Origin of the sequence: Caballeronia sp. GAWG1-1 (assembly GCF_023631465.1) — a bacterium.
Lineage (GTDB): Bacteria > Pseudomonadota > Gammaproteobacteria > Burkholderiales > Burkholderiaceae > Caballeronia.
On record NZ_JALQDB010000013.1, the window covers coordinates 1 to 14,316 of the forward strand.

Below are 14,316 nucleotides of genomic sequence, written 5' to 3' on the forward strand. Positions count from 1 at the left end.
CGGTGTCTTGGGTTTGCGTGGCATAACGGCTCCATTTCCATAATGGTAGCCTCACACACAAAATTGCTGACAGTCCCGTTTGCGGTCGTTCGCTTCGTTCGCTTCGTTCGCTTCGTTCGCTTCGTTCGCTTCGTTCGCTTCGTTCGCTTCGTTCGCTTCGTTCGCGTCGCCTGCGCGAGTTCCGCCCGACCAACCGATCACGCCCCCGCTTTCCGCCTCACCCGCCCTTCATGACGACCCCCAAGCCGGTGATACACTCGCACCACACTTCCCACGTCCATTTCCATGAAATTCTGTTCCGTCTGCGGCCACGAGGTCGCCCTTTCGGTCCCGCCTGGCGACAACCGCGAGCGCTTCGTCTGCGGCAGTTGCGGCACCGTTCACTACCAGAATCCGCGCAACGTCGTCGGCACGGTGCCGGTGTGGGACGACAAGGTGCTCTTGTGCCGCCGGGCAATCGAGCCGCGCTACGGCTACTGGACCTTGCCGGCAGGCTTCATGGAAATGGACGAGACCACGAGCGAAGGCGCATCGCGCGAAACGCTCGAGGAAGCAGGCGCGCGCGTCGAGATTCAAAGTCTTTTCACGCTGCTCAACGTGCCGCACGTGCATCAGGTGCATCTGTTCTATCTCGCGCGTCTGCTCGATATCGAAATCGACGCCGGCGAGGAAAGTCTCGAAGTGCGTCTCTTCGAGGAAAGCGAGATTCCGTGGGACGAAATCGCCTTTCCGACCGTCGGCCAGACGCTGCGTTTCTTCTTCGCCGACCGCGCCGCGGGCAACTTCACGCTGCACACGGGCGACATCTTCCGCACGCTGCGCGAAGGCTGAGCGCCTCGCGCATCGACTGCTTCGACCATGGTTCCCTGGCTCGCCGACGACGATCCGTTCCCGCCCGTCGAGCGCGCGCTCGGCGCATCGAGCGGCGCGCCGGGTTTGCTCGCCGCGAGCGCGGAGCTCTTGCCCGCGCGTCTCGTCGATGCCTACCGGCGCGGCATCTTTCCGTGGTATTCGGACGGTCAGCCCGTGCTGTGGTGGAGTCCCGATCCACGCATGGTGCTGGTTCCGGACGAGTTCAAGGTCTCCGATTCGCTGCGCAAGACGCTCAAACGCGTGTCGCGCGAGCCGCTCTGGGAAGTGCGCGTGGACGACGACTTCGCCGCCGTGATGCACGCGTGCGCCGACACGCCGCGCGACGGTCAGCGCGGCACGTGGATCACTTCCGAAATCGTTGAGGCGTACTCGACGCTGCATCGCGCGGGCAAGGCGCACAGCGTCGAAACGTGGTTCGACGGGCGGCGCGTCGGCGGGCTTTATGGCGTGTCGTTCGGCAAGATGTTCTTCGGCGAATCGATGTTCGCGCACAAGACCGATGCCTCGAAAATCGCCCTCGCCGCGCTCGTCGCGCACTTGCGCCGCCATAAAATTGGGATGATAGACTGTCAGCAGAATACGGCGCATCTGGCGTCGCTGGGCGGCCGCGAGATCGGCCGCCGCGCGTTCGTCACGCATCTGCGTCACGCGGTCGAAGATGCGCCGATTCCCTGGCGTTTCGATAAATCGGTTCTCGCGGAACTGATCGAGCGCTAGACGACGACGCAAGGACACCGGAACGGAACCAGGCACCGGACAGGCATCAACCAGGCAACCAGAAACCAGCAACGACGAGACGCCCGCGAGACGAGAGCCGCCAACGTGACACATCCGAACGAGCTGCCGCTGTCACCGCTTTCCGCGCTGCAATTCTATGCAACAGCGCCCTATCCTTGCAGTTATCTGGAAGGACGCGTGGCACGCTCGCAAGTCGCGACGCCCAGCCATCTCATCAATTCCGACGTCTACACCGAACTCGTCAAAGCCGGCTTCCGGCGTTCGGGCGTGTTCACGTATCGCCCGTATTGCGACGGTTGCCGTGCCTGCGTGCCGGTGCGCGTGCCGGTGGCGCGCTTCGCCCCGAACCGCACGCAACGGCGCGTCTGGAAGCAGCACGGCAATCTCGTCGCGAGCGTCGCGCCGCTGCATTACGACGAAGAGCACTACGCGCTTTATATGCGCTATCAATCGGCGCGGCACGCGGGTGGCGGGATGGATCGCGACAGCCGCGACCAGTACGAACAGTTTTTGCTGCAAAGCAGGATCAACTCGAGGCTCGTCGAATTCCGCGAGCCGGGCCACGCGGACACGCCCGGCGCATTGCGCATGATCAGCATGATCGACATTCTCGGCGACGGGCTTTCGTCCGTGTACACGTTCTTCGAGCCGGGCCTGCCGCACACGAGCTTCGGCACGTTCAACATCCTCTGGCAGATCGAGCAGGCGAAGAGCCTCGACTTGCCGCACGTGTATCTCGGCTACTGGATTCGCGAAAGCGAAAAGATGGCATACAAGGCCAACTTTCGGCCGCTGGAAGGGCTGATCGATGGCCGCTGGTCACCGCTCGATCCCGCAACGACGCTTTCCGCCGGAACCTTGCCGATGCCGGGCCGCATCCACAACGTGAGTCAGCCGAAGTAGCAAGCGCCTCGCGCGCGGCAACCTTGCGCTTGACACTCGGAAAGCCCCATCGGCAGGAAACAACCGCTTCCCCGAATCGCCGCACCTCGCCGACAAAAACTCGCGCCGCAACCATCCACTCCGGCGCCCTCTGCAAAGCCGCTAAAATAGCGGGTCTCAAAAAACTCGCCGTCGCAGGCGTTCACTTCGTGTTCAGCTCCCTTTACCCGCTCGCGCGCTCGCATCTGTTCAAGATGGACGCGGAAGACGCTCATCATCTCACCCTGCGCATGCTGGGCGCGGCCGGCCGCACCGGACTCGCCGGCATGCTTGCCAAACGCGGCCCCGACTCGCCGCGCAACGTGATGGGCCTCGCGTTCCGCAATCCCGTCGGTCTCGCGGCGGGACTGGACAAGGACGGCGCGTGCATCGACGGACTGGCGGCGCTCGGCTTCGGCTTCATCGAAGTGGGCACGGTCACGCCGCGCGCGCAGCCGGGCAACCCGCGGCCGCGCATTTTCCGGCTGCCGGAAGCGGGCGCGCTGATCAACCGCATGGGCTTCAACAACGGCGGCGTCGAACAGTTCGTCGCCAACGTGCAGGCGGCGCGCTATCGCGGCATCCTGGGGCTCAATATCGGCAAGAACGCCGATACCCCGATCGAACGCGCCGCCGATGACTATCTGTACTGCCTCGAACGCGTCTATCCGTTCGCGAGCTACGTGACGATCAATATCTCGTCGCCGAACACGAAGAATCTGCGGCAGCTACAGGGCGCGGGCGAACTGGATTCGCTGCTCGGCGCGCTCAAGGACAAGCAGCAGCGTCTGTCCGATCTTCACGGCAAGCTCGTGCCGCTCGCGCTCAAGATCGCGCCCGATCTCGACGACGAGCAGATCAAGTCGATTGCCGGAACCGTCCTCACGCACGGTATCGACGGCGTGATCGCCACCAACACCACGCTCTCGCGCACCGCCGTCAGCGGCATGCGGCACGGCGAGGAAACCGGAGGCCTGTCGGGCCGCCCCGTCTTCGATGCGTCCAACGAGGTAATCCGCAAGCTGCGCGCCGAACTGGGCGCGGATGTGCCGATCATCGGCGTGGGCGGAATTTTCTCGGGCGAGGACGCGCGCGCAAAGCTCGCGGCGGGAGCATCGCTCGTGCAGATTTATACGGGGCTGATCTACAAGGGGCCGGCGCTCGTGCGCGAGTGCGTCGAAGCCCTTGCGTAGGAATATGGAAATAAGCAAACGATCTTACGCATCGCTTGCCTTTTATCTATGATGCCGCACCTGCAAAGCACGGCTCGCCGTCGCGATGCCATTCAAGAGGAATAAAACACGATGAAACTGTCCACGCTCAAGAAAGTGCTCGTCGCCGGTCTGATCGGCGCGTCCCTGTCGGCTGCGGCGCATGCCGAAGACCTGCTCGATTCCGTCAAGCAACGCGGCACGCTGCGCGTCGGTCTGGAGGGCACCTTCCCCCCGTTCAACTCGAAGTCGCCGCAAGGCGAGCTGGTCGGTTACGACGTGGATATCGCCAAGGCGGTTGCCGCCAAGCTCGGCGTGAAGCCCGAGTTCGTGACGACGGAGTGGAGCGGCATCATCGCGGGCCTGCAGGCTGGCAAGTTCGACGTGATCGTAAATCAAGTCGGTATCACCGATGCGCGCAAGGCCACGCTCGACTTCTCGCCCGCCTACACGTACTCGAACGCGCAGCTGATCCAGCGCGCGGATGACAAGCGCGAATTCAAGACGCTCGACGAACTGAAGGGCAAGAAGCTCGGCGTCGGTCTCGGCACGAACTACATGGACATGGCGAAGTCGGTGCCGGGTATCGATGTGAAGACGTATCCGGGCGCGCCCGAATATTTGCGCGATCTGGCAGCCGGCCGTCTGGACGCCGCGCTCAACGACCGTCTGATGCTCGCCTATCTGCTGAAGAACTCGCAACTGCCGCTGCGCACGGGCGCGAATCTCGACAAGGGCAGCCCGTCCGGCATTCCGTTCAAGAAGGGCAACCCGAAGTTCGCCAAGGCGATCGACGACGCCATGACCCAGCTCGAACAGGACGGCACGTTCACGAAGATCTCGCAGAAGTGGTTCGGGATCGACGTGACCAAGCCCGCGAAGTAAGCCTCGTTCCCGCGCGCCGAAAGGCGTTGCGGACGTTACGAGCGTAACGCGCGGCTCGAGGGCGGCATCGTCTGACGGTGTCGCCCTTGTCTTTTTCGCGCGCGGTTTATGATGTGCGCTTTGCGCGGCAACCTGCCCGCTCTCCTTCCTGCTTCCCCGTTCATGTCCACGACCTCCCTGCTCGTTCAATCGGCCCCGGTGCTGGCGCAAGGCGCGCTACTGACGATCAAGTTCGCGCTCTATTCGATGTTCTTCGGACTCATCGCGGGCGTCGTCCTGGCGTTGATGGGCATAAGCCGCAGCCGCGCGCTCGTCGCCATCGGCCGCTGCTATGTGAGCGTGATGCGCGGCACGCCGCTGCTCGTGCAGATCTTCGTGATTTACTACGGCCTCCCGAGCCTCGGCATCTCGCTCGACCCGACGCCCGCGGGCGTGATCGCGCTGTCGGCGAACGTGGCGGCGTATCTTTCGGAAAGCATGCGCGGCGCGATTCTCGGCATCCCCAACGGGCAATGGCTCGCCGCCTACAGTCTCGGTTTGTCGCGCGCCCAGACGCTGCGCTACGTGGTCGGGCCGCAAGCCTTGCGCATTGCGGTGCCGAGTCTGTCGAACAGTCTCATCAGCCTGATCAAGGATACGTCGCTCGTCTCGGTCATCACCGTGACGGAGTTGCTGCGCAGCGCGCAGGAAGTGATCGCGGCGACGTATCAGCCGTTGCCGCTTTATCTCGCGGCGGCGTTCGTCTATTGGGTGCTCTGCAGCGTGCTGGAATTCGTGCAGCGCAGGTTCGAAAGACGCCTCGCGTTGCCGGGCCGGCATTGAGCTGCACGGGCGGCGAACGCTAATCTGCCTCGAACGGGAAGCGCACGTTCAGATCGCGCCGCGCGGCATCGATGATGGCGATCATGCGCATCGACATGGCGTGCGGCATGATCGGGCTTTCGGTGGCGCCCGCGCGCAGCAACTCGCAGAAGTGCGCGGTCTCGTAGTTCAGGCCGCCGCCGCTGAAAGGCTCGTCGAGTTCGACGCGGCGTCCGTCCGTATAAACGATGCTCGCGCGCGCCGGGTTCCACCAGTTCTCGTGGATCGTCACCGTGCCTTGAGTGCCGCCGATGAGCGCATCGCCACGACCTTGCAGATCGAGCCCGCAGAATATCTGCGCGATGCCGCGCTCGTGGCGCACGTTGAGACTCGCGAAGACATCCACGCCCGTTTCGCCCACGCGGCCGATCGTCTGCACGTCGAGCGCCTCGCCGAGCCAGTCGACCGCCAGAAACGCTTCGTAGACGCCGATATCGAGCAACGCGCCGCCGCCCGCTTCGAGTGAGAACGACGGATGATCGAGCGGCACGCCGGCTATCGAACAGCCCGCGCGCACGAGTCCGATCTCGCCGATGGGATCGCGCGCAAGATGCTCGCGCAAGCGGCGATAAAGCGGATAAAACGGCGGCTTCATCGCTTCCATGAAAAGCAGCTTGGACGCACGCGCGGCGTCGATCATGGTCTGCAAGGTGCGCGCGTTCACGGCGGCCGGTTTCTCGCAGAGCACGGGCTTGCCCGCCGCGAAGGCACGCAGCGCGTATTCGGGATGACTGTCCTGCATGGTCGCGATATAGACCGCGTCGATCTCGCCGAACATGGCGTCGAGGTCGTCGAAGGCGCGCGCGCCATGCGGTTCCGCCAGCGCGCGAGCGGGTTCGGCGCGTCGTGACCAGACGCCCGCGAGTGCCGCGCCATCGACATGCCCCAGGCTTTCGGCAAAGCGCCGTGCAATGCGTCCCGCACCCACGATGCCCCAGCGGATCGCGTTCGTCTTTCCCGTGTTCGTCGTCGTGTTCGTTTCGGTATTGCTCAAAGCCGGTCTCCCGCGAGATGTTCATCGTGGGAGGCATTGTGCCTCAAGGAACCGCGCGGCCAAATGCAAAAAGCCGGGACAGGTCCCGGCTTTTCACGCGATACGGACGCCGTTACGCGCCTGCCGGAGCATTCACGCTCGGCGGCTGCGCCGGATACTGCGGGCTCGAGCGCTCGAGCGAGAACGCGCGGCCCACTTCTTCCGCCGCGAGGTCGACGAGTGCGCGCGTCGCGCGTTCGGCTGCATCGGTATCTTTCGATTCGATGGCTTCGACCACGAGCCGCTGCGCCGCAAGCGTCGCTTCACGCACCGACTCGATGCCGTCGACGATCGGATTCACCGTGACGAGCGCACCGCGCACGATCGCCGTCATCTGGCGAAAGAACTGATTGCCGCTCGCCGCCACGATACGCGTATGCAGCACTTCGTCGGCGGCCTGATATTCCGGCTCGCCAACCTGCAATTGCGAAAGCGCGTCGAAGGCATCGCGAATGCCGGCGATCTCATCGGGCGTCGCGCGGGCTGCTGCCAGCGCGGCGGCACGGGGCTCGATCAGCATGCGGAATTCGATTACATCGCGCAGAAACGTCTGATCGGGCTTCGCGCGAAAACGCCAGCTAACGACATCTTCGTCGATCAGGCGCCAGTCGCTCATCGGCCGGATGCGCGTGCCGGTTTTCGGCCGCACGTCCAGCATATGCCGCGCGAGCAGCATGGAGAGCGCTTCACGCATGACGGTCCGACTTACGTCGAACTCCTTCGAGAGGATGTCCTGCGGCGGCAATATCGCCCCATATTTCTGCTCGACGATCCCTGAGACGAGTCCGTCCATGACCTTCGCCACCAGCGATCGCTCTTTGTTTTCATCCATCTCGCTTCTCCCCTTTGTCGCCTGTCCGTAGCCATGTGTGTTCGTCGTGAACACGCTGTTTGCTCAGAGGCGCCGAGGCACGGCGACAACCGACTGGTCCGGTCGTCGTGCCTGATACGTTGCGTCTTCGTTGCACCGAAAACCAGTTGGGAATTTCCTGACAGGGTATTCCCTCTGACGGGGTGCAATCGCCACGTCGCCGCCCTTCTTGCTGCATGCCCTGAGTGCTGCACTCGCGCCGCGCGCGCGCCGGCATTCGTCAGGGAAACTGAAGAATGGCGACGTCGCAGCGCGGCGCGAGCGTTTTTTTGCGGTCCGTCCGAAATGCGAACCGGTCACGCAAGCATTTGAGCAAGCATCTCGTATGCGTTCTGTGCGACCGCGAACGCTCGCCCGATTCGATACCCCTTTTGTATGACACTCGCGCGCTTTATGCGGTACGTATGCGCGTTTTCGTCGTGCACCACTTAGTTCATTCGTCGGTCTATTCGCTCATACGGCGCCATCGGGCGCGCGCGTGCGACGCGGGCCGACCGGCATCGCGCGCGGCCGTTGCGAAGCGCGTTCCGCGAGCGTTTCCTGATAGATCGTCAGGTATTCGTTGCTTACGCGCTCGACTGAAAGCTGATGCAGATTCTGTCGCGCGCGCGCCGACAGTTGGCCGCGCGCCTGCGAGTCGAGCAGCAGCCAGCGCAGTTTCGCCGCCGCCTCGGCCGGATTGCCATCGGGCACAAGCACGCCCGCCGCGCCGCCATCGAGTAATTCGGGGATACCGCCGACACGCGTGGCAACGATCGCGCACCCTGCCTCGCGCGCCTCGGCGATCACGAGCGGACTCGGGTCCTGAAGCGACAGCAACGCGAAGACATCGGCTTCGGCGAGATACGGACGCGGGTCCGCGACGAAGCCGGTGAAATGCACCGTCGCGCCCAGATCTAGCTCGGCGGCGAGCGTTTCCATCGCGCTGCGATCGGGCCCGTCGCCTACTAGGTACAGATGCGGCTCCGGTATGAATTCCCGGTCGTGCATCGATTGCTCGCGCAACAGCGCGAATGCATGCAGCAAATCGGTAATACCCTTTCTTCGATACATCCCCGCCACGCAAACCACGTTCGGATGCTTCAAACGCAGGGGTTTCGGCGCGGGACGGCACACGAGCCGCGGCGCGCCTATCGCACCATTGCGCACGACCGAAAGCCGCTCGGCCCCGATACCGCGCGCGACGAGATCCTTCGCGACCGCATCGCTCACGGCGACCATGCGATCGCCCGAGCGCACCAGCGACGCGCTCTTCTGCAATTCATGGTGCACGGTCGTGACGAGCGCGAAGCGGCGGCGCATGCTACCAAACCGCGAGATCAATGCGCCCGTCATCATATGCGCGTGCACGATATCGGGATCGAATCGGTCGATAAGGCGATTGAAGCCCGCGATCATCGAAGGGACGCGCCAAGGCTGGCGCGACTGTTGCAACGGAATATGCGTGATGCCGTGACGTCGCAAGAGCGGCTCGAATCCGCCGCCGGATGACGCCACGATTACCTCCTGCCCCATGCGCGCCTGCATGCAGGCGAGATCCACCATCATGTTGACGGTGCCGTTGCCAATCGTCTGTGCGTGGTTGGCTAGATGGACTATTCGCATGTGGGTTCGGCACGCGCGACCTTGGTCGGCCCGCGTGTCCTGGATTGCCTTTCGTTTTTACAGCGTGGAATTCGTTGGAGCGCGCGCGCCGCCTTAAGGGCCAAGCAGCGCGCGCAAAGCTGCTTACAGCAACTCGTAGGTGTTGGCGTGCAGTTGCGCCTTGCTGGCGCTCGCCGTTTCGCGCGCCGTCTGACGGCTCTTTCGCGTCAGGCCGATGTACGGCATGCCGTGTTCGAGGAACGGACCTTCGGTCTTGCGAAAGCCGAACGCTTCGTAAAAGCCGCGCAGACTCACAGGCGCCGTGAGACGCACGCCGCGTCCGGGCCAACGTTCCGCGGTCACTTCGAGCACGCGTTCGATGAGCGCATGCGCGGTGCCATCGCCGCGACGCAGCGGGCTCGTCAAGATCTTGTCGACGACGACTTCCGGGTCTTCGGCATCGCCTTCGTGAATGCGCGCATAGGCGAGCACGGGCATCGAACGAGTCATGTCTTCGGCTGCGAAGACATGCACGCCGCTTTCATCGCGGCCATCGGGATCGAGGTGCACATGCGACTGTTCGACGACGAACACCGCACTGCGTGCGCGCAGAATCAGATAAAGCTCTCGCGCAGTGAGCTGTTCGAAATCAAGGGCTTTCCAGTTCATCGTTTTATTCTCCATGCTCGGGCCGGATAAAACCGGCGTGGCGACCATCACACGTTACGTCCCGGTGAGCCAACATTCCGTGCGGCGGCGCACCGACGATAGCCCTTGCAGCCCCGTCAAATAAGGCCAACCGCACGCAAGGCGTCTCGGGGAAAAAGACGCCTTCGAACCTAAAACCGCATACACGGGCCGCGATGCACCGTTCGCCGCCCATAAGTGCATGCAACCGTGCACCCGGCGCGATTTCGTGCATTCGCATGCACCGATAGCGCTCGCTTCATGCGGCACCTTCATGGGAAAATCGAGATGCTTACCGCCGTCGACCGCGACCCGGGCGCGCAAAAAAACGAAAGCAAAAATGACTGCATGCCCGGCCGCACGGGCGGTATCGGACGCCGTCCTTACTGCTCAGAGGTCAACGCATGAGCGCGTTCCACACCGGCGGTGTGACGGGTTCCGACGCAGGCCGTTCGCGCGTCGTGCAACTCGACCCCTTGCGCCTGCGCGCGCGGCGGCATCACGCGCATGCGTTGCATCGTGGCGAGCGCATCTGGCGCGACGGCGCGGGACCCGTCGATCTCTGGATCGAGCTTCTGCATGGCAATGGTCTCGAACCGCGCGCGGCACTCGCGTATAGCGTCGCGCAAGACTTCGAGGACGACCAGTTCACGCTCGGCCGCATTACACCGGAAGACATCGAAAAGCTTTACGGCCTGCAAGTGCAGGAGCTTTCGATCTTCCATTCGCTCGAAGAACGCGCGCTCGTGCAGACGCGCCGCGCAAACACCGTGCTGATCGAAACGGATGCGTTCTTCTTGCCCGACACGCGGTCGGCTTCCTACCATCGCGAGCATGCGAAGACGACTATCGGTATCGATGTGATCGATCCCAATGCGCGGCGTCTCGGCTACTTTCATCACACGGGCTACCATCTGCTCGATGGCGATGACTACAACGGCGTGCTGGGCTTGCCCGCCAGCGACGCAAGCACGTTGGCCGCGACACTTTTCCCGCATGTCGAGTTCGTCAAGCGTGTACGTGAACCGCTTACCGGAACGGCCCTGGCGGAAGCATCGGCCGATCTGTTGTGCGCGCATTTGCTGCGGCGTCCTTTGCACAATCCGATCACGCGCTGGCGTGCTGCCTTTCCCGAACATGTCGATGCCATGCTCGCGCGCGGTGACGCTTACACGCAGCTCTACTTCGCAAACGTAATGCGACAGCTCGGCGCGAACTTCGAACTGCTTGCGCACTACCTGCAATGGATGCGCGAGCAAGGCTTCGACATACCCGTGCAAACGCATACCAGCGCCCGCAAGATCGCAAGCGAGACCATGGTCATGCAATGCCGTCTCGCTCGCTCGCTTTCACGACAACATCGCGAGCTTTGCGAAGCCTCTTTCGATGTTCTCGAAGATGCGTATTCGCGCGTAGTGCCGCCTCTCGCCGCTATTGTCTGTTGAACATTTCATAGCATGATTCATGAGATGCGCCCTTTGCGGCGCCCTCATTTCGAGCCTTATTTCAAGGGGTTTTCTGCTTGCTCCAATCTCTCGGCGACATGGCACGCCAAGTGTGTTAGTCAAATCTCACGCTGCTTTGCGCTGTGTTCAACGCTTCACGCGACACGCAAGCGCTCGAAGTTGTCCTCGATGAAACATTTCTGAGTTCTTCCCTCCGCGTAATTCGGCGTTGTCGCAAAGCACCAAACCATCAATTGTCACGCAAACGTTTTACGCTGAATCAGCGTGATGATGTTCGTTGAAGCATGCTGTGCAAGCCTCGTATGGGCCGATGTAAGCCATCACGGCCGACATGAAGATCGTTCACCGTGATGCTTATCGCGTGAGGTTTCCACATCGCGCAAGAGCCGCAACGTTTTGCCCTTGAACGCGAATCACGACCATGCACGGCTTGCACGTCGCAAAGACATACGCAGCAAGGCTTTGCGGATAAGCAAGCGAATCATTCACGAATGCACGTTCGCTTGCCCACGAAGCCGATGGAACACGGATGAATCAATTTTCAAACTCCCTACGAAAGAAGGAAGGTTTGCAACCTGATGTCTCCCCAAGAGCCCTGTCGCGCGGTAATGCGATATGACCAATCCTTCATTCGGGGGGATCGCAACAATGCTACGTATTGGGTCGCATACGTATTCCTAAGACCAGCAATGTTCAAAACTGAAACAAAAATGCTTCGCTGCACTGCATCACAAACGGCGGATTTGCACTGAGGCCCCGCCCACATTGACGCTCGCCGCATTGGCACAGTCCTCGCTAAAAGAGTGTCGCCACCCGATCGACGCAATCAACCAAATCAACTCATGCGCGACACAGGAGCTACGGGGCTGATGTGAAGGACGGAATGTGTTGGATAACGTTCACATCAGTAAATAAAAGAGTGAAGCGCACTGCGCGAGCTACGAGAGAACAATCATGCTGACCCTCCAGTCCGACCTGCACGGCAACCATTTGCTTGGCGCGCTTCCGGCGCACGAATGGCAAGCACTGACTCCGCATCTCGAGCTCGTTCAACTGCGCACCGAACAATTGCTGTGCGATTCCGGCCAGCGCATTCATCACGTCTATTTCCCGACGACGGCCATCATCTCGTTGCTGCATACCATGGAAGATGGCGGTTCCGTCGAAATCGCGGCGGTCGGCCGCGAAGGCATGACGGGCGTGCCGGTGCTCACGGGCGGCGAAACCATGCCGACGCGCGTGCAAGTGCAGTGCCCCGGCTTCGCGTATCGCATGAGCGCGCAAGCCCTGCGCGACCAGTTCGCGCGTTCCGACTTCCTGCGCCGCCTGATGCTTCTCTATATGCAAGCGCTGCTCACGCAAGTCGCGCAGACGGCCGCATGTAACCGCCATCATTCGCTCAATAAGCAACTTTGCCGCTGGCTTCTGATCGAAATCGATCGTACGGCGTCCAACGAACTACAAGTGACGCAACAATTAATTGCCGATATGCTGGGCGTACGCCGTGAAGGCGTGACCGAAGCAGCCGGCAAGCTGCACGATGCGGGCCTCATCCATCACAGCCGCGGCTGTATCAAGGTGGTGGACCGCGAAGGGCTCGAAGCCCGCGCCTGCGAGTGCTACGGCCTCGTGAAGCGTGAATTCGACCGCCTGCTGCCGCGCATGCGCGTGCAGGAAAACGTCTCCGTTCCCAGCGCCTGATAATGCAGATGCAAACTAAAAATCGCGATATGTTCGCCCGCTCGGCACGTTGTCTCGACGTGTTCCTGATCATCGCAGGCGGGGTGATTGCGCACTTCATGCGCTTCTCCTCGCTCGATTTCAGCGATGTCGAAAAGTTGCTGATCGCGTTCAATTGCGTGCTCGCCCTCTTGCTGTTTCCGGCGTTCGGCGTGTACGAAGCCTGGCGCGGCAAGCCGTTGCCGGTGATGCTCGCACGCGTGACGCTCGCCTGGGTCGCGGTGGCGGCGGCGGCGCTTTTGCTGGCGTTCACGCTGCATCGGATGGATCTGGTCTCGCGTCTGTGGTTCGCTTATTCCACGCTGATTTCCGGCGCGCTGATCGTCGTCGCGAAGTGCGCGGTCTATCTGAGCCTTAGAGCCATGCGTGGCCGCGGCTTCAACCAGCGCACGGTGGCGATCGTCGGCGCGCAGGGTTTCGCGCGCACCCTGCTCGCGCACCTCAGCAGCACGCCCGAACAGGGTTTTACGCCGGTTTGCCTGCTCGATACGACCGGCGACGAGGAATTGCACGCGAGCGGCGTAGGCAGCACGCTGGGCGCTTCCATGCGCATGCCGGTGCTCAACGACTTCGACGAACTCGTCGAGAAAGTGCGCCGCGAAGAGATCAACGAAGTGTGGCTCGCGCTGCCGCTTTCGCAAGAGCACACCATCTACCGCTTCGTGCACGCGCTGCGCCATGACTTCGTTAATCTGCGTTTGATTCCAGACACCCGCAGCATCTCGCTCTTCAATCATTCGATGACGGATGTCGCCGGGCTCGCCACCATCAACCTGACGACCTCGCCGGTCAGCACGCTGCAAATGTGGCCGAAGATGCTGTTCGACCGCCTGTTCGCGGCCGCCGCACTCTTGGCGCTGTCGCCGCTCATGATCGGCATATCGATCGCGGTGAAGGCTACCTCGAAGGGACCGGTCTTCTTCACGCAGAACCGCAAGGGCGCTGACGGACGGCCGTTCCGCATCTACAAGTTCCGTTCGATGGCCGTGCACAAGGAAACGAGCGGCCACGTGACCCAGGCAACGCGCAACGACCCGCGTGTGACGAAGATCGGTGCATTCCTGCGCCGCACGAGTCTGGACGAGCTGCCGCAGTTCCTGAACGTACTGTTCGGACATATGTCGGTGGTGGGCCCGCGCCCGCACGCGCTCGAACACGACGACTTGTACAAGGATCTCGTCTACGGTTATATGTTCCGTTACCGCATCAAGCCGGGCATTACGGGTTGGGCGCAGGTGAACGGCTATCGTGGGGCGACCGAAAAAGTCGAGAAGATGCAGAGCCGCGTGAAGTTCGACCTGTTCTATATCCACAACTGGTCGTTCTGGTTCGACATCAAGATTGTCGCGATGACCATGTTCAAGGGCTTTATCGGACGTAACGCGTTCTGATTTTGCCTTTGGATAAAAAATGGCCCGGACATTCCGGGCCATTTTTGTTTGAGCG

At 62.1% G+C, this 14,316-nt stretch carries 13 protein-coding genes; 9 read left to right on the forward strand and 4 right to left on the reverse strand.

Features of this window, described 5'->3' with window-relative positions:
* The first annotated feature begins 285 nt into the window (after positions 1-285).
* The 6 genes from NCT03_RS08220 to NCT03_RS08245 all read left to right on the forward strand — a co-directional run bounded on the left by NCT03_RS08220 (position 286) and on the right by NCT03_RS08245 (position 5,450).
* The gene (locus tag NCT03_RS08220) at positions 286-831 is read left to right on the forward strand and encodes an NUDIX hydrolase (RefSeq protein WP_244825366.1); all 546 of its coding nucleotides are present in this window, start codon (positions 286-288) and stop codon (positions 829-831) included.
* A gap of 27 nt (positions 832-858) precedes the next feature.
* Positions 859-1,590: a leucyl/phenylalanyl-tRNA--protein transferase gene (aat, locus tag NCT03_RS08225; protein ID WP_250492467.1), complete on the forward strand. Its 732-nt coding sequence runs from the start codon at positions 859-861 to the stop codon at positions 1,588-1,590.
* A gap of 105 nt (positions 1,591-1,695) precedes the next feature.
* Positions 1,696-2,514 (forward strand): arginyltransferase, encoded by an 819-nt coding sequence (locus tag NCT03_RS08230; protein WP_250492468.1) that lies wholly within the window; start codon positions 1,696-1,698, stop codon positions 2,512-2,514.
* 188 nt (positions 2,515-2,702) lie between these two features.
* Positions 2,703-3,725, forward strand: a complete 1,023-nt coding sequence (locus NCT03_RS08235; RefSeq protein ID WP_250465000.1) for a quinone-dependent dihydroorotate dehydrogenase — start codon at positions 2,703-2,705, stop codon at positions 3,723-3,725.
* 111 nt (positions 3,726-3,836) lie between these two features.
* Complete coding sequence (locus NCT03_RS08240; RefSeq protein ID WP_244825370.1) at positions 3,837-4,628, forward strand: transporter substrate-binding domain-containing protein; 792 nt, start codon at positions 3,837-3,839, stop codon at positions 4,626-4,628.
* Positions 4,629-4,790: 162 nt separating this feature from the next.
* Entirely contained in the window at positions 4,791-5,450 is a 660-nt protein-coding gene (locus NCT03_RS08245) for an amino acid ABC transporter permease (RefSeq protein WP_244825371.1), read from the forward strand.
* Positions 5,451-5,469: 19 nt separating this feature from the next.
* Here NCT03_RS08245 and NCT03_RS08250 read toward each other — a convergent pair whose 3' ends face one another.
* From NCT03_RS08250 to NCT03_RS08265, 4 genes are all read right to left on the reverse strand, one after another.
* On the reverse strand, positions 5,470-6,483 hold the full coding sequence (locus NCT03_RS08250; RefSeq protein ID WP_250492469.1) for a Gfo/Idh/MocA family protein: 1,014 nt from the start codon (positions 6,481-6,483) through the stop codon (positions 5,470-5,472).
* Between the two features lie 112 nt (positions 6,484-6,595).
* Complete coding sequence (locus tag NCT03_RS08255) at positions 6,596-7,354, reverse strand: FadR/GntR family transcriptional regulator (RefSeq protein ID WP_244825373.1); 759 nt, start codon at positions 7,352-7,354, stop codon at positions 6,596-6,598.
* Between the two features lie 492 nt (positions 7,355-7,846).
* Positions 7,847-8,998, reverse strand: coding sequence for a glycosyltransferase family 4 protein (locus NCT03_RS08260; RefSeq protein WP_250492470.1), 1,152 nt, complete (start codon positions 8,996-8,998; stop codon positions 7,847-7,849).
* 123 nt (positions 8,999-9,121) lie between these two features.
* The gene (locus tag NCT03_RS08265) at positions 9,122-9,646 is read right to left on the reverse strand and encodes a GNAT family N-acetyltransferase (protein WP_244825375.1); all 525 of its coding nucleotides are present in this window, start codon (positions 9,644-9,646) and stop codon (positions 9,122-9,124) included.
* Positions 9,647-10,068: 422 nt separating this feature from the next.
* On the opposite strand from NCT03_RS08265, the gene NCT03_RS08270 reads away from it, so the two are divergent.
* The 3 genes from NCT03_RS08270 (at position 10,069) to NCT03_RS08280 (ending at position 14,261) form a co-directional block, all read left to right on the forward strand.
* Positions 10,069-11,109 (forward strand): DUF1839 family protein, encoded by a 1,041-nt coding sequence (locus tag NCT03_RS08270; RefSeq protein ID WP_250492471.1) that lies wholly within the window; start codon positions 10,069-10,071, stop codon positions 11,107-11,109.
* A 975-nt stretch (positions 11,110-12,084) separates the two neighbouring features.
* Positions 12,085-12,831: a Crp/Fnr family transcriptional regulator gene (locus NCT03_RS08275; protein ID WP_244825377.1), complete on the forward strand. Its 747-nt coding sequence runs from the start codon at positions 12,085-12,087 to the stop codon at positions 12,829-12,831.
* Between the two features lie 29 nt (positions 12,832-12,860).
* Positions 12,861-14,261, forward strand: a complete 1,401-nt coding sequence (locus NCT03_RS08280) for an undecaprenyl-phosphate glucose phosphotransferase (protein WP_244828053.1) — start codon at positions 12,861-12,863, stop codon at positions 14,259-14,261.
* The last annotated feature ends 55 nt before the right edge of the window (positions 14,262-14,316 follow it).

Excerpts from the sequence above, each read along its gene's own strand:
- NCT03_RS08220 (WP_244825366.1), top strand. The coding sequence starts at position 286 with ATGAAATTCTGTTCCGTCTGCGGCCACGAGGTCGCCCTTTCGGTCCCG.
- aat (WP_250492467.1), top strand. The coding sequence starts at position 859 with ATGGTTCCCTGGCTCGCCGACGACGATCCGTTCCCGCCCGTCGAGCGC.
- NCT03_RS08240 (WP_244825370.1), top strand. The coding sequence starts at position 3,837 with ATGAAACTGTCCACGCTCAAGAAAGTGCTCGTCGCCGGTCTGATCGGC.
- NCT03_RS08245 (WP_244825371.1), top strand. The coding sequence starts at position 4,791 with ATGTCCACGACCTCCCTGCTCGTTCAATCGGCCCCGGTGCTGGCGCAA.
- NCT03_RS08255 (WP_244825373.1), bottom strand. The coding sequence starts at position 7,354 with ATGGATGAAAACAAAGAGCGATCGCTGGTGGCGAAGGTCATGGACGGA.
- NCT03_RS08260 (WP_250492470.1), bottom strand. The coding sequence starts at position 8,998 with ATGCGAATAGTCCATCTAGCCAACCACGCACAGACGATTGGCAACGGC.
- NCT03_RS08265 (WP_244825375.1), bottom strand. The coding sequence starts at position 9,646 with ATGAACTGGAAAGCCCTTGATTTCGAACAGCTCACTGCGCGAGAGCTT.
- NCT03_RS08270 (WP_250492471.1), top strand. The coding sequence starts at position 10,069 with ATGAGCGCGTTCCACACCGGCGGTGTGACGGGTTCCGACGCAGGCCGT.
- NCT03_RS08275 (WP_244825377.1), top strand. The coding sequence starts at position 12,085 with ATGCTGACCCTCCAGTCCGACCTGCACGGCAACCATTTGCTTGGCGCG.
- NCT03_RS08280 (WP_244828053.1), top strand. The coding sequence starts at position 12,861 with ATGTTCGCCCGCTCGGCACGTTGTCTCGACGTGTTCCTGATCATCGCA.